The sequence below is a fragment of the Vibrio sp. Isolate32 genome (assembly GCF_022397955.1).
Lineage (GTDB): Bacteria > Pseudomonadota > Gammaproteobacteria > Enterobacterales > Vibrionaceae > Vibrio.
In genome coordinates, this window is record NZ_JAKEUQ010000002.1 from 166,441 (window position 1) to 179,216 (window position 12,776).

Below are 12,776 nucleotides of genomic sequence, written 5' to 3' on the forward strand. Positions count from 1 at the left end.
AAATTTAAAACGAGCCAAATAGCTCAGTAACAAAAAATTAAAGGATTAACATGACTGATAAATCATACAAAATTGCCGTACTACCTGGTGATGGCATTGGCCCAGAAGTAATGCAACAAGCACATAAAGTGCTAGACGCGATCGAAAAGAAGCACGCGATTAGCTTTTCTCGCGAAGAGTATGATGTTGGTGGTATTGCAATTGATAACCACGGCTGCCCACTTCCAGAAGCAACAGTTGCTGGCTGTGAAGAATCTGACGCAGTACTTTTTGGTTCTGTTGGCGGTCCTAAATGGGAACACCTTCCACCGAACGACCAACCAGAGCGTGGTGCCCTACTTCCTCTACGTAAACACTTCCAACTGTTCTGTAACCTGCGCCCTGCACAAATTTACAAGGGTTTGGAGTCTTTCTCTCCACTTCGTGCTGATATCTCTGAGCGCGGTTTTGACATAGTAGTAGTACGTGAACTAACAGGCGGAATCTACTTCGGCCAACCTAAAGGTCGTGAGGGCGAAGGCGCAACTGAAAAGGCTTTTGATACTGAGGTTTACCACCGCTACGAAATCGAACGTATCGCAAAGATTGCTTTTGAATCTGCACGTCTACGTAACAAAAACGTTTACTCAATTGATAAAGCGAACGTTCTCCAAAGCTCTATCCTATGGCGCGAAGTTGTCGAAGAGATCGCTAAAGATTACCCAGATGTTACGCTAAACCACATGTACATCGACAACGCGACCATGCAGCTAATCAAAGACCCATCTCAGTTTGACGTAATGCTATGTTCGAACATCTTCGGCGACATCATTTCTGATGAGTGCGCAATGATCACTGGTTCTATGGGTATGCTTCCTTCTGCAAGCTTGAACGAAAGCAACTTCGGTCTATACGAACCAGCGGGCGGCAGTGCACCAGATATCGCAGGCAAGAACATCGCAAACCCAGTCGCACAAATTCTTTCTGCAGCGCTCATGCTTCGTTACAGCCTAGGCGAAGAAGCGGCAGCACAAGATATTGAAACTGCGGTATCTAAAGCGCTTTCAGCAGGTGAGCTAACGGCCGACCTTGCAGGCGATAAACAAGCACTAACCACCTCTGAAATGGGTGACAAGATTGCAGAGTACATCTTAGCTTCATAAGCGTAGCGCTCTAAAGCAAGTACATAAGAATAATATCAAGCCAAGTCATCCAAAGCGCCTGACCTGGCGAGAAACAAACACTGGGACTGATGCTCCCAAGGAAGAAAAGCTATGTCGACAAACCAGCAAGCCAAAACCTTATACGAAAAAGTTTATGACGCTCACGTTGCGGTTGCAGCGAAGGGCGAAACGCCAATTCTTTATATCGATCGTCACTTAGTCCACGAAGTAACGTCGCCACAAGCCTTTGATGGTTTGCGTGAAAAAGGCCGTAAAGTTCGCCAAGTAGGCAAAACTTTTGCGACGATGGATCACAACGTATCGACACAAACTAAAGACATCAACGCTTCTGGTGAGATGGCACGTATCCAAATGGAAACGCTATCAAAAAACTGTGAAGAGTTTGGTGTAACGCTGTACGACCTAAACCACAAATACCAAGGTATTGTGCACGTGATGGGTCCTGAACTAGGTATTACCCTACCAGGTATGACTATCGTTTGTGGTGACTCGCACACTGCAACACACGGTGCATTTGGTTCTCTTGCATTCGGTATCGGTACTTCAGAAGTTGAGCACGTTCTAGCAACTCAAACGCTAAAACAAGCTCGCGCTAAAACCATGAAAATCGAAGTAAAAGGCAAGGTTGCTCCAGGCATCACTGCAAAAGATATCGTTCTAGCGATCATCGGTAAAACAACAGCGGCTGGCGGTACTGGCTACGTCGTTGAATTCTGTGGTGAGGCAATTACTGACCTTACAATGGAAGGCCGTATGACGGTATGTAACATGGCTATCGAGCTGGGCGCTAAAGCCGGCCTAATCGCCCCAGATGCAACAACATACGAATACATCAAAGGTCGTAAGTTCTCTCCAGAGGGTGAAGATTTAGACGCAGCGATTGAATACTGGAACACATTGAAAACCGATGCTGACGCAGAATTCGATGCAGTTGTCACGCTAGAAGCGGCAGACATCAAACCACAAGTCACTTGGGGAACAAACCCAGGCCAGGTTATCTCGGTAGACACACCAATCCCTGCACCAGAAAGTTTCGCAGACCCTGTTGAAAAAGCATCAGCAGAAAAAGCGCTTGCTTACATGGGTCTTGAAGCAGGAAAATCTCTATCTGAATACAACGTCGATAAAGTGTTTGTGGGTTCTTGTACTAACTCTCGCATCGAAGACATGCGTGCAGCAGCAGCGGTAGCGAAAGGTCGCCAAGTGGCAAAACATGTGCAAGCGCTCATCGTTCCGGGTTCTGAGCAAGTAAAAGCACAAGCAGAAGCGGAAGGTCTAGATGTTATCTTCAAAGAAGCTGGTTTCGAGTGGCGCCTACCGGGTTGTTCTATGTGCCTTGCAATGAACAACGACCGCCTTGGCCCACAAGAACGCTGTGCTTCTACATCAAACCGTAACTTTGAAGGTCGCCAAGGCCGTGATGGTCGTACGCACCTAGTTAGCCCTGCAATGGCTGCAGCCGCAGCGATCGCTGGTCACTTTGTCGATATTCGTGAACTTTAATTAGAGGATTTAACATGTCAGGTTTTCAACAACACACCGGATTAGTCGTTCCTCTAGATACGGCCAACATCGATACGGATGCGATCATTCCAAAGCAGTTCCTACAGAAAGTGAACCGCATTGGTTTTGGTAAGCACTTATTCCACGATTGGCGCTTCCTAGACGATGCTGGCGAACAACCAAACCCAGAATTTGTGATGAACGCTCCGCGCTACCAAGGTGCTTCAATCCTGCTTGCTCGTGAAAACTTTGGTTGTGGTTCATCTCGCGAACACGCACCTTGGGCACTTGCTGATTACGGCATCCAAGTGATGATTGCACCAAGCTTTGCAGACATCTTCTACGGTAACTCTATCAACAACCAAATGGTTCCTGTTCGATTGACTGAGCAAGAAGTGGATGAGATTTTCCAATTCGTAGAAGCGAATGAAGGAGCAGAGGTCACAGTTGATCTAGAAGCAATGAAAGTGAGCGCAAATGGCAAACAATACTCGTTTGAAATTGATGAATTCCGTCGTCACTGCTTACTGAATGGTTTAGATAATATCGGCCTTACACTTCAACACGCTGATAAGATCTCTGAGTTTGAAGCTAAGATTCCTAGCTTCCTAAAATAATGAGACGTTTCTGAATAACTCTAAAGGTTGGCCTAGTGCCAACCTTTTTTTATTTAGCTGAATATCTTTATTAAACTTAACTTCTTTATTTGATCAAGCTCGTGATTTAACTAAAGAGCCATGAAAGAAAATCGTAAAGCATAGGGTCTTAGTAATAAGCTATCAGGAGAATGCCATGAAACAACTACTCGTTATTATCAGCCTATTTTTTTCAACTTTAGCTTGGTCAGCGCCGAAATCTGAACTGTGGCCGTACTGGAATCAAAGTAATGAGGTCAACTCAGAACAAGTTTCTCATCAAAACTGGCAGCAATTCCTCGATAGCTATTTGGTCAAACAGGGGCAAAATACGTTAGTTCGTTATCAAGCAGTGACCGCTACAGATAAATCAAAGCTGAAGCAATACATCAAGCAGTTAGAGCAGATAAACCCACTTGAGTACTCAAAAGCAGGGCAATACGCTTACTGGGTCAACCTATACAATGCCGTGACTGTTGATTTGATTCTCGATGCCTATCCAGTTAAATCGATCACTAAGCTCGGCGGTCTGTTTAGCTTTGGGCCATGGGGAGATGATGTCGTATCAGTTAATGGCAAATCACTGACACTCAACGATATTGAGCACCGTATCTTAAGACCGATATGGCAAGATCCCCGAACACACTACGCGGTAAACTGTGCGAGCCTCGGCTGTCCAAACCTTCAGCCCCAAGCCTTTACCGCTAACAACACCGAGACTCTACTAGAACAAGCAGCCTCTGAGTTTGTTAACAGTGACAAAGGTGTGTTGGTTAAAGGCAATAAACTCCAGCTATCATCGATTTACGAGTGGTTTGCTGTGGATTTTGGTACAGAGGAACAACTCATTCAACACTTAGACCAATATCGAACAGAAGCAGTAACCAATACTCAAAATATCAGTTATGACTACGACTGGTCGCTCAACCAAGCAAACTAGCTCTAACGCTAAAGTTCATAACTAAAGCAAAACAAAAAGAGGCTAGGGGTTTATCAACCACTAGCCTCTTCTCAATTTATTGACCGTATATCTACAATTAAAAGCTTGAGCCCGGTTGCTGCAAGAACTCAACTTCTTCGGGAGTCGAAGTTCGCCCTAGCACTTCATTGCGATGAGGGTAACGACCAAAACGCTCAATGATAACCTTGTGTTTAAACTCAAAATCCAAATTATGTTCTAACCCCGTTTGAGAAAAGAGCTCCACGGCTTGTTCATGGACTAACAAAGACTCACTGTGCATATAAGGCATATACAGGAAGCTTTTTTGTTGCTCGTTAAGTTGGTGATCAAAACCACCCGCTACCGCCTCTTGCGCTAGAGCCAACGCCATCGGATCAGCCGAAAAAGCTATCGGACTGTTTCTACCAATATTTCGAGAAAACTGATCAAGCACGATAATCTCTGCCAAGCGCCCTTGCGCAGTTTGTCGCCACTCAAATAACTCGCCTTGAGTGGCTATTTTATGTAGTTCAGAAAAACGAGATTCAATCACAGCGTCAATCTCGGCACCGCCAGTAAACCAATCTTTAGGCGTCAATTCATCGAACCAAAACTCTAGAACATCCTGATAAGTTATTGCCATATAATTCCCTTTAATAAAAAGCCGAGTAATTTGATGTTATTACTCGGCTTATGTTCTGTTATTTAAAACCTTTAACTTTTTTTATCAAGTCATAAGCATTTTGAATTTCTTGCGATTTCTCTTTCGCAACATTCATCATCTCTGGCGGTAAACCTTTCGCCATCAGTTTATCTGGGTGGTGCTCATTCATCAGTTTACGGTAAGCTTTCTTCACCTCTTTACCGTCAGCACTTTCACTTACTCCCAGTACCTTAAACGCATCGGCTAATTGATTTTGTTGTGATGCCTGCTGCCAACCTGAAGATTGTCCTTGGTGATGACCACCACCGAAGCTTCCGCCCTGTTGTTGGAAACGGAATGCCGCCTCTTGCATCTGTAAACGACGCTCTAGCTGTTCTGCAGAAAACCCAAGACCTTGCGCTATCTTATGTAAGACCTGACGCTCACTTGGATGCAAGCTTCCATCAGCAAATGCGGCAGAGACTTGTAGCTCGAGGAAGAACTGTAGAAGGTCAAAACGACCACCCGATGAGATTTTCACACGCTCAAGGACATCACTCAGTGGGAAGTCAGTCTCTTTACCGTCACGGAAAGCATCTTGCGCCGCTTTACGTTGCTCGCCATGAAGATTCATACGCTCCATCATTGTAGAAGCAAGCTGAATCTCTTCACGGGTCACTTGTCCTTTCGCTTTAGCAACATGCCCCATAACTGCAAATGCAGATTTGAAAAACTCATTTTGTCTTTCAGCTTGGTTTGGCCCACGCCCAAAACCAGAGGTATTAAAGCCAGATTGGTTCAATCGGCGAGCTTTATCGAATTGATGCCCTAGAAATAGGCCAAAAACTAAACCAAGTGGCCCTCCAAATAGAAAGCCAAAGAAAGCGCCCAAAATTTTGCCAAATATTTGCATTATGTGTTCTCTATCTATGAATTTTATCTGAGTAATGCTGTCTGATGATGCTGAATGCTAATATTTCCTTTATCATAAGGAAAATGCTTTATTTATTGGATTGATACTAGATCAACCCTTCATCTAGTGACACAGGATAGTTCAACTTCATGCAATCTTTTTCCCGCACCTTGTTAGCCGCGTCTATAAGTACGGCGTTATACGTGTCGACAACTCAAGCTGAAACAATAACCGATAGTAGTGTGCAGGAAATGCCCTCTATAGATCAATGCTTGATCGAGCCCGCAGCAGAAAACGAGACTCAACTACCCGCTCATGTTGAGTCCGATCGCTTAGAGGCTATCAATGGTGACAAGGCAATATATTCAGGTGACGTAAGAGTTACGCAAGGAAACAAGACCATCCTTGCTGATAATGTAACCCTTCACCAACAAGAAAACATCGTTGTAGCTGAAGGCAACGTTAACTTTAGTGACGGTCAAATTAAATCAATATCAGACAGAGCGACTAACAATCTGACTACTGATGAAATGACACTAGAAAACACCGACTACGAATTTCTATGTGAACCAGGGCGTGGCGATGCCGTTTATATCGCAAAAACAGGTAAAGCGGTTTATGAGATCGAAGATGGCTCAATCACCTCTTGTCCTATTGGTGATAACGCTTGGCGTTTAAGAGCATCAAGCATCAGTGTCGATCAAGACGAAGAGCAAGCCACTTTTTATAATCCACGTTTTGAAATTCAAAGTGTTCCCGTCTTCTACTTGCCTTACTTAACTGTACCAGTTGGTGACACTCGTAAGACAGGTTTCCTATATCCAACCGTGTCATACGGTTCAAGCGATGGCTTTGAAGCTGAAATTCCTGTGTATTGGAACTTGGCACCAAACTACGACTTGGAAACCACTTTTAAGTACATGCAAGAACGTGGAACGCAACTTAACAGTAAATTCCGTTACTTGAGTGATTTCGGTTCAGGTAGCATTAAGTCTGAATACCTACCAGATGATAAGAAATTCAAAGAGAAAGGTGACCGCTGGGGCGCTCAATTGGAGCACTCGGGCATCTTCCAGCAATCTTGGTTATTTGAAATTGATTACTCCAAAGTCAGTGATATCGATTACTTCACAGACGTTAGCGGAAGCAGTATTGGTAACCGTGAAGATGGCCAACTTTTGCAGGAAGGCAAAGCGACTTACCGTTCTCACAACTGGGATGCATCTGTACTTGTCCGAGACTTTCAAGTCCTAACAACGAGTAATAACCTCCCTTATCGCCTAATGCCTCAGTTAGAATACAACTACTATGCGCCAGAGGTGATGAAATATCTAGATTTCGACATGAACAGTCATGTTTCGATATTTGATACCGACGCCAAAGGCAAACCATCAGCGAACCGTATCCACGTGGAACCAGGTATCACTATACCTATAGGAAACACTTGGGGTACATGGACGACAGAAGCAAGATTACTTGGTACATACTACCAACAAGACCTTGATGGCGTTGATACAACAAGTGACGAATACAAAGATTTAGAAGAATCGGTAAGTCGAGTTATCCCTGAATTTCGCAGTCATGCCGGTATCGTTCTTGAGCGTGATACCACTATCGTTAGCAACTACACTCAAACACTCGAACCACAGGTTCAGTATTTGTATGTACCAGAGCAAGATCAAAGTGATATTGGCCTGTACGACACTACGCTGTTACAAACAGATTATTACGGCTTATTTAGAAGTCGTAAATACAGTGGCGTAGACCGCATTGCTTCAGCAAACCAAATCAGCTATGGCGCCTCGTCTCGCTTCTTTGATGATGAATATAAAGAACGTTTGAATATTTCATTTGGCCAAATTTTTTATATCGACAAAGATACCAAGCAGACTTTAGGCAACGACGACTCTGACAAAAAAACTAATTATTCGTCTTGGGCTATTGAAATGGACTTCAACTATGATGACTACCTGTTCTACCATGGTGGCGTGCAATACGATATTGACTCATCTTCGATGCAATTAGCAAACAGTACATTAGAGTATCGTTTCACTGGTGGTTATATACAAACTAACTATCGTTATGTGACCGAAGAGTACATTAATGAAACGGTAGATTTTGACGTGTCATCCATAACAAGAGATGGTATTTCACAAGCAGGTTTACTAGGTGCCTACCAAATTTCACCGAAATGGAGCACCAGTGCTCAATATTTCTATGACTTAACAACACAAGAAGATCTAGAGTGGTTAACTCGTTTAAACTACAGATCGGATTGTTGGTACATCGGCTTTACCTATAGTAACCGTTTGACAAATAACATTAGTAATCCAAATACTACGCCTGAATATGAAAATAACTTCAGTGTGAACTTCGGTATTGTAGGCTTTGGTACCAACATTGGTTCTGACTCTGGCGCTATTGGGGATAGCAGCTCCGACAACTCGCTAAGCTACGGTCGCCCATTCTTCTTAAACAACTAATTTTCTTTGCTGATAAGAGATCAGTAAATTTAAAGGATTACACATGACATTGTGGAAACGCACATTAATTGCCATTGCAGCAGCTTGTACTTTATCAACAAGCTATGCCGCACCGGTCGAGCTAGACAGTGTAAAAGTTATCGTTAACGAAGGCGTTATCTTACAAAGCGACATCGACGCTTCGATGAAGACGCTGCGCGCAAATGCTAAGAAAAGCGGTCAAACACTGCCATCGCAAGATGTGCTCAATGAGCAAGTGCTTGAAAAACTGATCATCGATACTATTCAAACTCAAGAAGCGGAGCGTATTGGCGTTCGTATTGATGATGCTCGACTTGATCAAGCAATTGAAGGTATCGCGAAAGACAACAACCAAACGGTGGATCAACTTACGGCATCGGTTGCTGAAGAAGGTCTTAGCTACAACGCATTTCGTGAGCAAGTAAGAAAAGAGATCGCGGCAAGTGAAGCGCGTAATGCTCTCGTTCGCCGTCGTATCAACATTCTTCCTGCAGAAGTAGACAACCTAACGGATATCTTAGCGCAAGAGACTAACGCAACCGTTCAATACAAGATTGGACACATTCAACTTCGCTTCAATGATGACCAAACTAAAGAAGAACTAGAAACCCAAGCTAAAGAACTTGTCGAAGAGCTGAACTCAGGCAAAGATTTCAGCACCATGGCATATACTTACTCTAAGGGTCCTAAAGCACTACAAGGTGGCGATTGGGGTTGGATGCGTAAAGAAGAGATGCCAACCATTTTCGCTGACCAAATCAAAATGCAAAATAAAGGCAGCATCATCGGCCCTTTCCGAAGCGGCGTTGGTTTCCATATTCTGAAAATTGAAGATGTGAAAGGCTTAGAGACAGTTGCCGTTACAGAAGTTAACGCACGTCACATCCTAATTAAGCCGACGGTCATCCTGAGTGATGATGGCGCCAAGGAGCAACTTGAAGAGATCACACGTCGTGTTAACGCTGGTGAAGCGAGCTTTGGTGACCTTGCTCAACAATACAGCCAAGACCCAGGTTCTGCAGTACAAGACGGTGAGTTAGGTTACCAAACGCCAGATTTGTATGTACCTGAGTTCAAGCACCAAGTAGAAACACTACCTGAAGGTAAGATCAGTGCGCCATTTAAAACCGTGCACGGTTGGCACATTGTTGAAGTACTAGACCGCCGTGAAGTCGACCGTACTGATTCCGCTTTGAAAAACAAGGCTTACCAAATTCTATTTAACCGTAAATTCAACGAAGAAGCTGGCGCTTGGCTACAAGAAGTAAGAGCAAGTGCCTTTGTTGAAATGGTTGAGGACGACCAAGATGACAACTAAACGTATTGTCATAACCGCAGGTGAACCCGCCGGGATAGGACCAGATCTAACTCTAGCTCTCTCTCAAGAAAGCTGGCCTCACCAACTTGTTGTTTGTGCAGATAAGAACCTACTTGCAGAGCGTGCTGAACTGCTGGGTATTGAAGTAGAGTTGTTAGATTACGACGCAGCTGCACCAAAGCAGCCGCAACGCGCTGGCACACTGATAGTAAAACACATTCCACTCGCTGAAACGGCAGTTGCAGGCCAACTCAACGAGGCTAACGGTCATTACGTATTAAATACTTTAGAAACCGCAGCAATTGGCTGTATGAATGATGAATTTGATGCTATTGTCACCGGCCCTGTTCATAAGGGTGTAATTAACCGAGCTGGCGTTGCTTTTAGCGGCCATACAGAGTTCTTTGCAGAGAAGTCCAATACACCACTGGTAGTGATGATGTTGGCAACTGAAGGGCTACGTGTTGCGCTAGTAACAACGCACATCCCACTAGCTTATGTATCTCAAGCAGTGACCGAAGACAGATTAGAGCAAATTATTGCTATTCTGAATAAAGACTTGGTTGAAAAATTTGCTATTGAGAAACCAACTATCTACGTGTGTGGCTTGAATCCACATGCTGGTGAAGATGGTTGCTTAGGGCGTGAAGAAATTGAAACCATCACCCCAACGCTAGAAAAAATTCGCCAAAAAGATGGCATCAATTTAGTTGGCCCATTGCCAGCAGACACCATCTTTAATGAAAAATATTTGCAAGATGCAGATGCTGTTTTAGGTATGTATCACGACCAAGTACTCCCGGTATTGAAATACAAAGGGTTTGGTCGCTCAGTGAACATCACGCTTGGCTTACCGTTTATTCGCACATCAGTCGACCACGGTACCGCCTTAGACTTGGCAGGGAAAGGCCAAGCCGATACAGGGAGCTTTAGAACAGCGCTCACGCACGCCATTGAATTAGTAGAGAAAAAGCAATGAGAAATGATGTCCACTTAGGGCACAAAGCGCGTAAACGTTTTGGTCAAAACTTCCTTAACGATCCATACATTATTGATGGCATCGTATCGAGCATTAACCCATTACCAGGTCAAAACTTGGTAGAGATCGGTCCTGGTCTAGGCGCAATTACTGAGCCAGTGGGTAAGCTTGTCGATAAGTTTACTGTTATCGAATTAGATAGAGACCTTGCAGAACGTCTTCGTAACCACCCGGATCTCGCTGATAAGCTGACGATCCACGAAGGTGATGCGATGAAGTTCGACTTCGAGCAACTTGTTAAGCCAAACAATAAGCTTCGTATCTTTGGTAACTTGCCATACAACATCTCTACACCATTGATGTTCCACCTTTTTGAATTCCATAAAGACGTGCAAGACATGCACTTTATGCTGCAAAAAGAAGTGGTGAACCGCCTAGCTGCAGGTCCTGGTAGCAAAGCATATGGTCGTCTGACGGTAATGGCTCAATACTACTGTAAAGTAACACCCGTGCTAGAAGTGCCACCAACGGCCTTCGTTCCGCCACCGAAAGTAGACTCTGCAGTCGTTCGCCTGCAACCATATGAAGTGCTGCCTTACCCGGCTAAAGACCTAAAATGGCTAGATCGCGTATGTCGTGAAGGCTTTAACCAACGTCGTAAGACAGTTCGTAACTGCTACAAGAGTTTGATTGATAAGGACGTACTAGAAGAGCTTGGCATCAACCCAAGCATGCGTCCTGAGAACTTAACGCTCGAGCAGTTTGTCGACATGGCAAACTGGTTGTACGACAGCCACAACGCTGACAAATAAATAAAAAAGGCTCCTACACTTCGGTTAGGAGCCTTTTTTATGTAATACTTTAATTACATTAAGTATATCAACAACAAAAGGTGCGAATATGGATATATCTACGCCTTGTATCAAATGCCAGGTTCACTCTAAGTACATAGAGGAGCAGTCTGAGCCTACAAAGAATCGTTACGTCTTCGCCTACATCATTACTATTAAAAACCTGAGTAAAAGTACGGTTCAACTCATGTCACGTCGCTGGTTAATTACCGACTCTAACGGCAAGCAACTTACGATTGAAGGCGACGGTGTGGTTGGTCAGCAACCGATTATCGAGTCCAACGACGAATACACTTACACCAGTGGTACCGTTATCGAAACGCCCGTAGGCGTCATGCAGGGTCACTATGTCATGACCGATCATAAGGGCATCGATTTTATTGCCGAAGTCGACCCATTCAGACTCGCGATTCCTAACATCCTTAACTAACTACCTTTGCAGCCATAGGAAAATACTGTGTCTAATTATATTGTCGGAGACATCCAAGGATGCTTCGACGAACTTCAGTTATTACTCGAGACCATCAACTTTAATCCACAACAAGATACCTTATGGGTCGCTGGTGACTTAGTTGCCCGAGGCCCTAAATCTCTAGAAACACTGCGCTTTATTCGTGGTTTAGGCGATTCGGCAAAGGTGGTATTGGGCAACCATGACCTACACCTGCTCGCGGTCTCTCTAGGGTTGTTTCCAGCAAAACCGAAAGATAAGACGCAAGCTATCCTAGACGCAGAGGACCGTGAGTCGCTACTCGAATGGTTGAGGAAGCAGCCGTTAATTCAAGAACACCCTGAGTTCGTGATATCTCATGCTGGAATTTCACCACAGTGGAACCTTGAACGAGCTCGCATAGAGAATCAAGAAGTCGTCGCCCTATTACAATCGGACAAGTGGCAGTGGCTCATCGAGAATATGTATAGCAATACACCGGATGTATGGGACGTTAATTTACACGATATTGAACGGTATCGCTATGCGATCAACAGCTTTACCCGAATGCGTTTCTGCTTTACCGATGCTCGGCTTGATATGGCATGTAAGCTACCACCGAGCGAAATTACTAATGAACCATTAGTGCCATGGTTTGACCTTCCACAGCGTATTAAGCTCGATAAAACGGTTGTTTTTGGCCACTGGGCTGCACTTGAAGGCTATCAAGGTAAAGATGTAATAGGACTAGATACTGGATGTGTTTGGGGAGGAGAGCTGACAGCACTTCGCTGGGAAGACAAACAGTTTTTTACTCAAAAAGCGCTATAAGAACGAGATACGAGATACGAGATACGAGATACGAGATACGAGATACGAGATACGAGATACGAGATA

12 protein-coding genes are annotated in these 12,776 nt (G+C 44.3%); 10 read left to right on the forward strand and 2 right to left on the reverse strand.

Annotated features, from left to right (window positions below; all coding sequences use genetic code 11):
* The first annotated feature begins 50 nt into the window (after positions 1 to 50).
* The 4 genes from leuB to L1D11_RS02265 all read left to right on the forward strand — a co-directional run bounded on the left by leuB (position 51) and on the right by L1D11_RS02265 (position 4,241).
* On the forward strand, positions 51 to 1,142 hold the full coding sequence (gene leuB / locus L1D11_RS02250) for a 3-isopropylmalate dehydrogenase (protein WP_239833665.1): 1,092 nt from the start codon (positions 51 to 53) through the stop codon (positions 1,140 to 1,142).
* 111 nt (positions 1,143 to 1,253) lie between these two features.
* Entirely contained in the window at positions 1,254 to 2,666 is a 1,413-nt protein-coding gene (leuC, locus tag L1D11_RS02255; protein WP_239833666.1) for a 3-isopropylmalate dehydratase large subunit, read from the forward strand.
* 14 nt (positions 2,667 to 2,680) lie between these two features.
* A complete protein-coding gene (gene leuD / locus L1D11_RS02260) occupies positions 2,681 to 3,283 on the forward strand; it encodes a 3-isopropylmalate dehydratase small subunit (RefSeq protein ID WP_102424499.1) in 603 nt (200 codons plus the stop codon).
* A 175-nt stretch (positions 3,284 to 3,458) separates the two neighbouring features.
* On the forward strand, positions 3,459 to 4,241 hold the full coding sequence (locus L1D11_RS02265) for a DUF547 domain-containing protein (protein ID WP_239833667.1): 783 nt from the start codon (positions 3,459 to 3,461) through the stop codon (positions 4,239 to 4,241).
* 97 nt (positions 4,242 to 4,338) lie between these two features.
* On the opposite strand, the gene L1D11_RS02270 is transcribed toward L1D11_RS02265, so the two are convergent.
* Complete coding sequence (locus tag L1D11_RS02270) at positions 4,339 to 4,884, reverse strand: DUF924 family protein (RefSeq protein ID WP_239833668.1); 546 nt, start codon at positions 4,882 to 4,884, stop codon at positions 4,339 to 4,341.
* Positions 4,885 to 4,942: 58 nt separating this feature from the next.
* On the reverse strand, positions 4,943 to 5,797 hold the full coding sequence (gene djlA, locus L1D11_RS02275) for a co-chaperone DjlA (RefSeq protein WP_239833669.1): 855 nt from the start codon (positions 5,795 to 5,797) through the stop codon (positions 4,943 to 4,945).
* A 149-nt stretch (positions 5,798 to 5,946) separates the two neighbouring features.
* Here djlA and lptD point away from each other — a divergent pair, with 149 nt between their 5' ends.
* The 6 genes from lptD to apaH all read left to right on the forward strand — a co-directional run bounded on the left by lptD (position 5,947) and on the right by apaH (position 12,710).
* A complete protein-coding gene (gene lptD, locus L1D11_RS02280) occupies positions 5,947 to 8,280 on the forward strand; it encodes an LPS assembly protein LptD (protein ID WP_239833670.1) in 2,334 nt (777 codons plus the stop codon).
* Between the two features lie 43 nt (positions 8,281 to 8,323).
* A complete protein-coding gene (gene surA, locus L1D11_RS02285) occupies positions 8,324 to 9,619 on the forward strand; it encodes a peptidylprolyl isomerase SurA (protein WP_239833671.1) in 1,296 nt (431 codons plus the stop codon).
* Positions 9,609 to 10,598, forward strand: coding sequence for a 4-hydroxythreonine-4-phosphate dehydrogenase PdxA (gene pdxA / locus L1D11_RS02290; protein ID WP_239833672.1), 990 nt, complete (start codon positions 9,609 to 9,611; stop codon positions 10,596 to 10,598). The genes surA and pdxA overlap by 11 nt, the downstream gene beginning before the upstream one ends.
* A complete protein-coding gene (rsmA, locus tag L1D11_RS02295; protein WP_239833673.1) occupies positions 10,595 to 11,410 on the forward strand; it encodes a 16S rRNA (adenine(1518)-N(6)/adenine(1519)-N(6))-dimethyltransferase RsmA in 816 nt (271 codons plus the stop codon). The genes pdxA and rsmA overlap by 4 nt, the downstream gene beginning before the upstream one ends.
* An 88-nt stretch (positions 11,411 to 11,498) precedes the next feature.
* A complete protein-coding gene (gene apaG / locus L1D11_RS02300; RefSeq protein WP_004740817.1) occupies positions 11,499 to 11,879 on the forward strand; it encodes a Co2+/Mg2+ efflux protein ApaG in 381 nt (126 codons plus the stop codon).
* A gap of 27 nt (positions 11,880 to 11,906) precedes the next feature.
* Positions 11,907 to 12,710 carry a bis(5'-nucleosyl)-tetraphosphatase (symmetrical) ApaH gene (apaH, locus tag L1D11_RS02305; RefSeq protein ID WP_239834722.1) on the forward strand — a complete coding sequence of 268 codons (804 nt, stop codon included), beginning with the start codon at positions 11,907 to 11,909 and terminating at the stop codon, positions 12,708 to 12,710.
* Positions 12,711 to 12,776 lie beyond the last annotated feature (66 nt).

Bases quoted from the DNA above. Each gene is read 5' to 3' on its own strand.
- leuB (WP_239833665.1), top strand. From the start codon at position 51: ATGACTGATAAATCATACAAAATTGCCGTACTACCTGGTGATGGCATT.
- leuC (WP_239833666.1), top strand. From the start codon at position 1,254: ATGTCGACAAACCAGCAAGCCAAAACCTTATACGAAAAAGTTTATGAC.
- leuD (WP_102424499.1), top strand. From the start codon at position 2,681: ATGTCAGGTTTTCAACAACACACCGGATTAGTCGTTCCTCTAGATACG.
- L1D11_RS02265 (WP_239833667.1), top strand. From the start codon at position 3,459: ATGAAACAACTACTCGTTATTATCAGCCTATTTTTTTCAACTTTAGCT.
- L1D11_RS02270 (WP_239833668.1), bottom strand. From the start codon at position 4,884: ATGGCAATAACTTATCAGGATGTTCTAGAGTTTTGGTTCGATGAATTG.
- djlA (WP_239833669.1), bottom strand. From the start codon at position 5,797: ATGCAAATATTTGGCAAAATTTTGGGCGCTTTCTTTGGCTTTCTATTT.
- lptD (WP_239833670.1), top strand. From the start codon at position 5,947: ATGCAATCTTTTTCCCGCACCTTGTTAGCCGCGTCTATAAGTACGGCG.
- surA (WP_239833671.1), top strand. From the start codon at position 8,324: ATGACATTGTGGAAACGCACATTAATTGCCATTGCAGCAGCTTGTACT.
- pdxA (WP_239833672.1), top strand. From the start codon at position 9,609: ATGACAACTAAACGTATTGTCATAACCGCAGGTGAACCCGCCGGGATA.
- rsmA (WP_239833673.1), top strand. From the start codon at position 10,595: ATGAGAAATGATGTCCACTTAGGGCACAAAGCGCGTAAACGTTTTGGT.
- apaG (WP_004740817.1), top strand. From the start codon at position 11,499: ATGGATATATCTACGCCTTGTATCAAATGCCAGGTTCACTCTAAGTAC.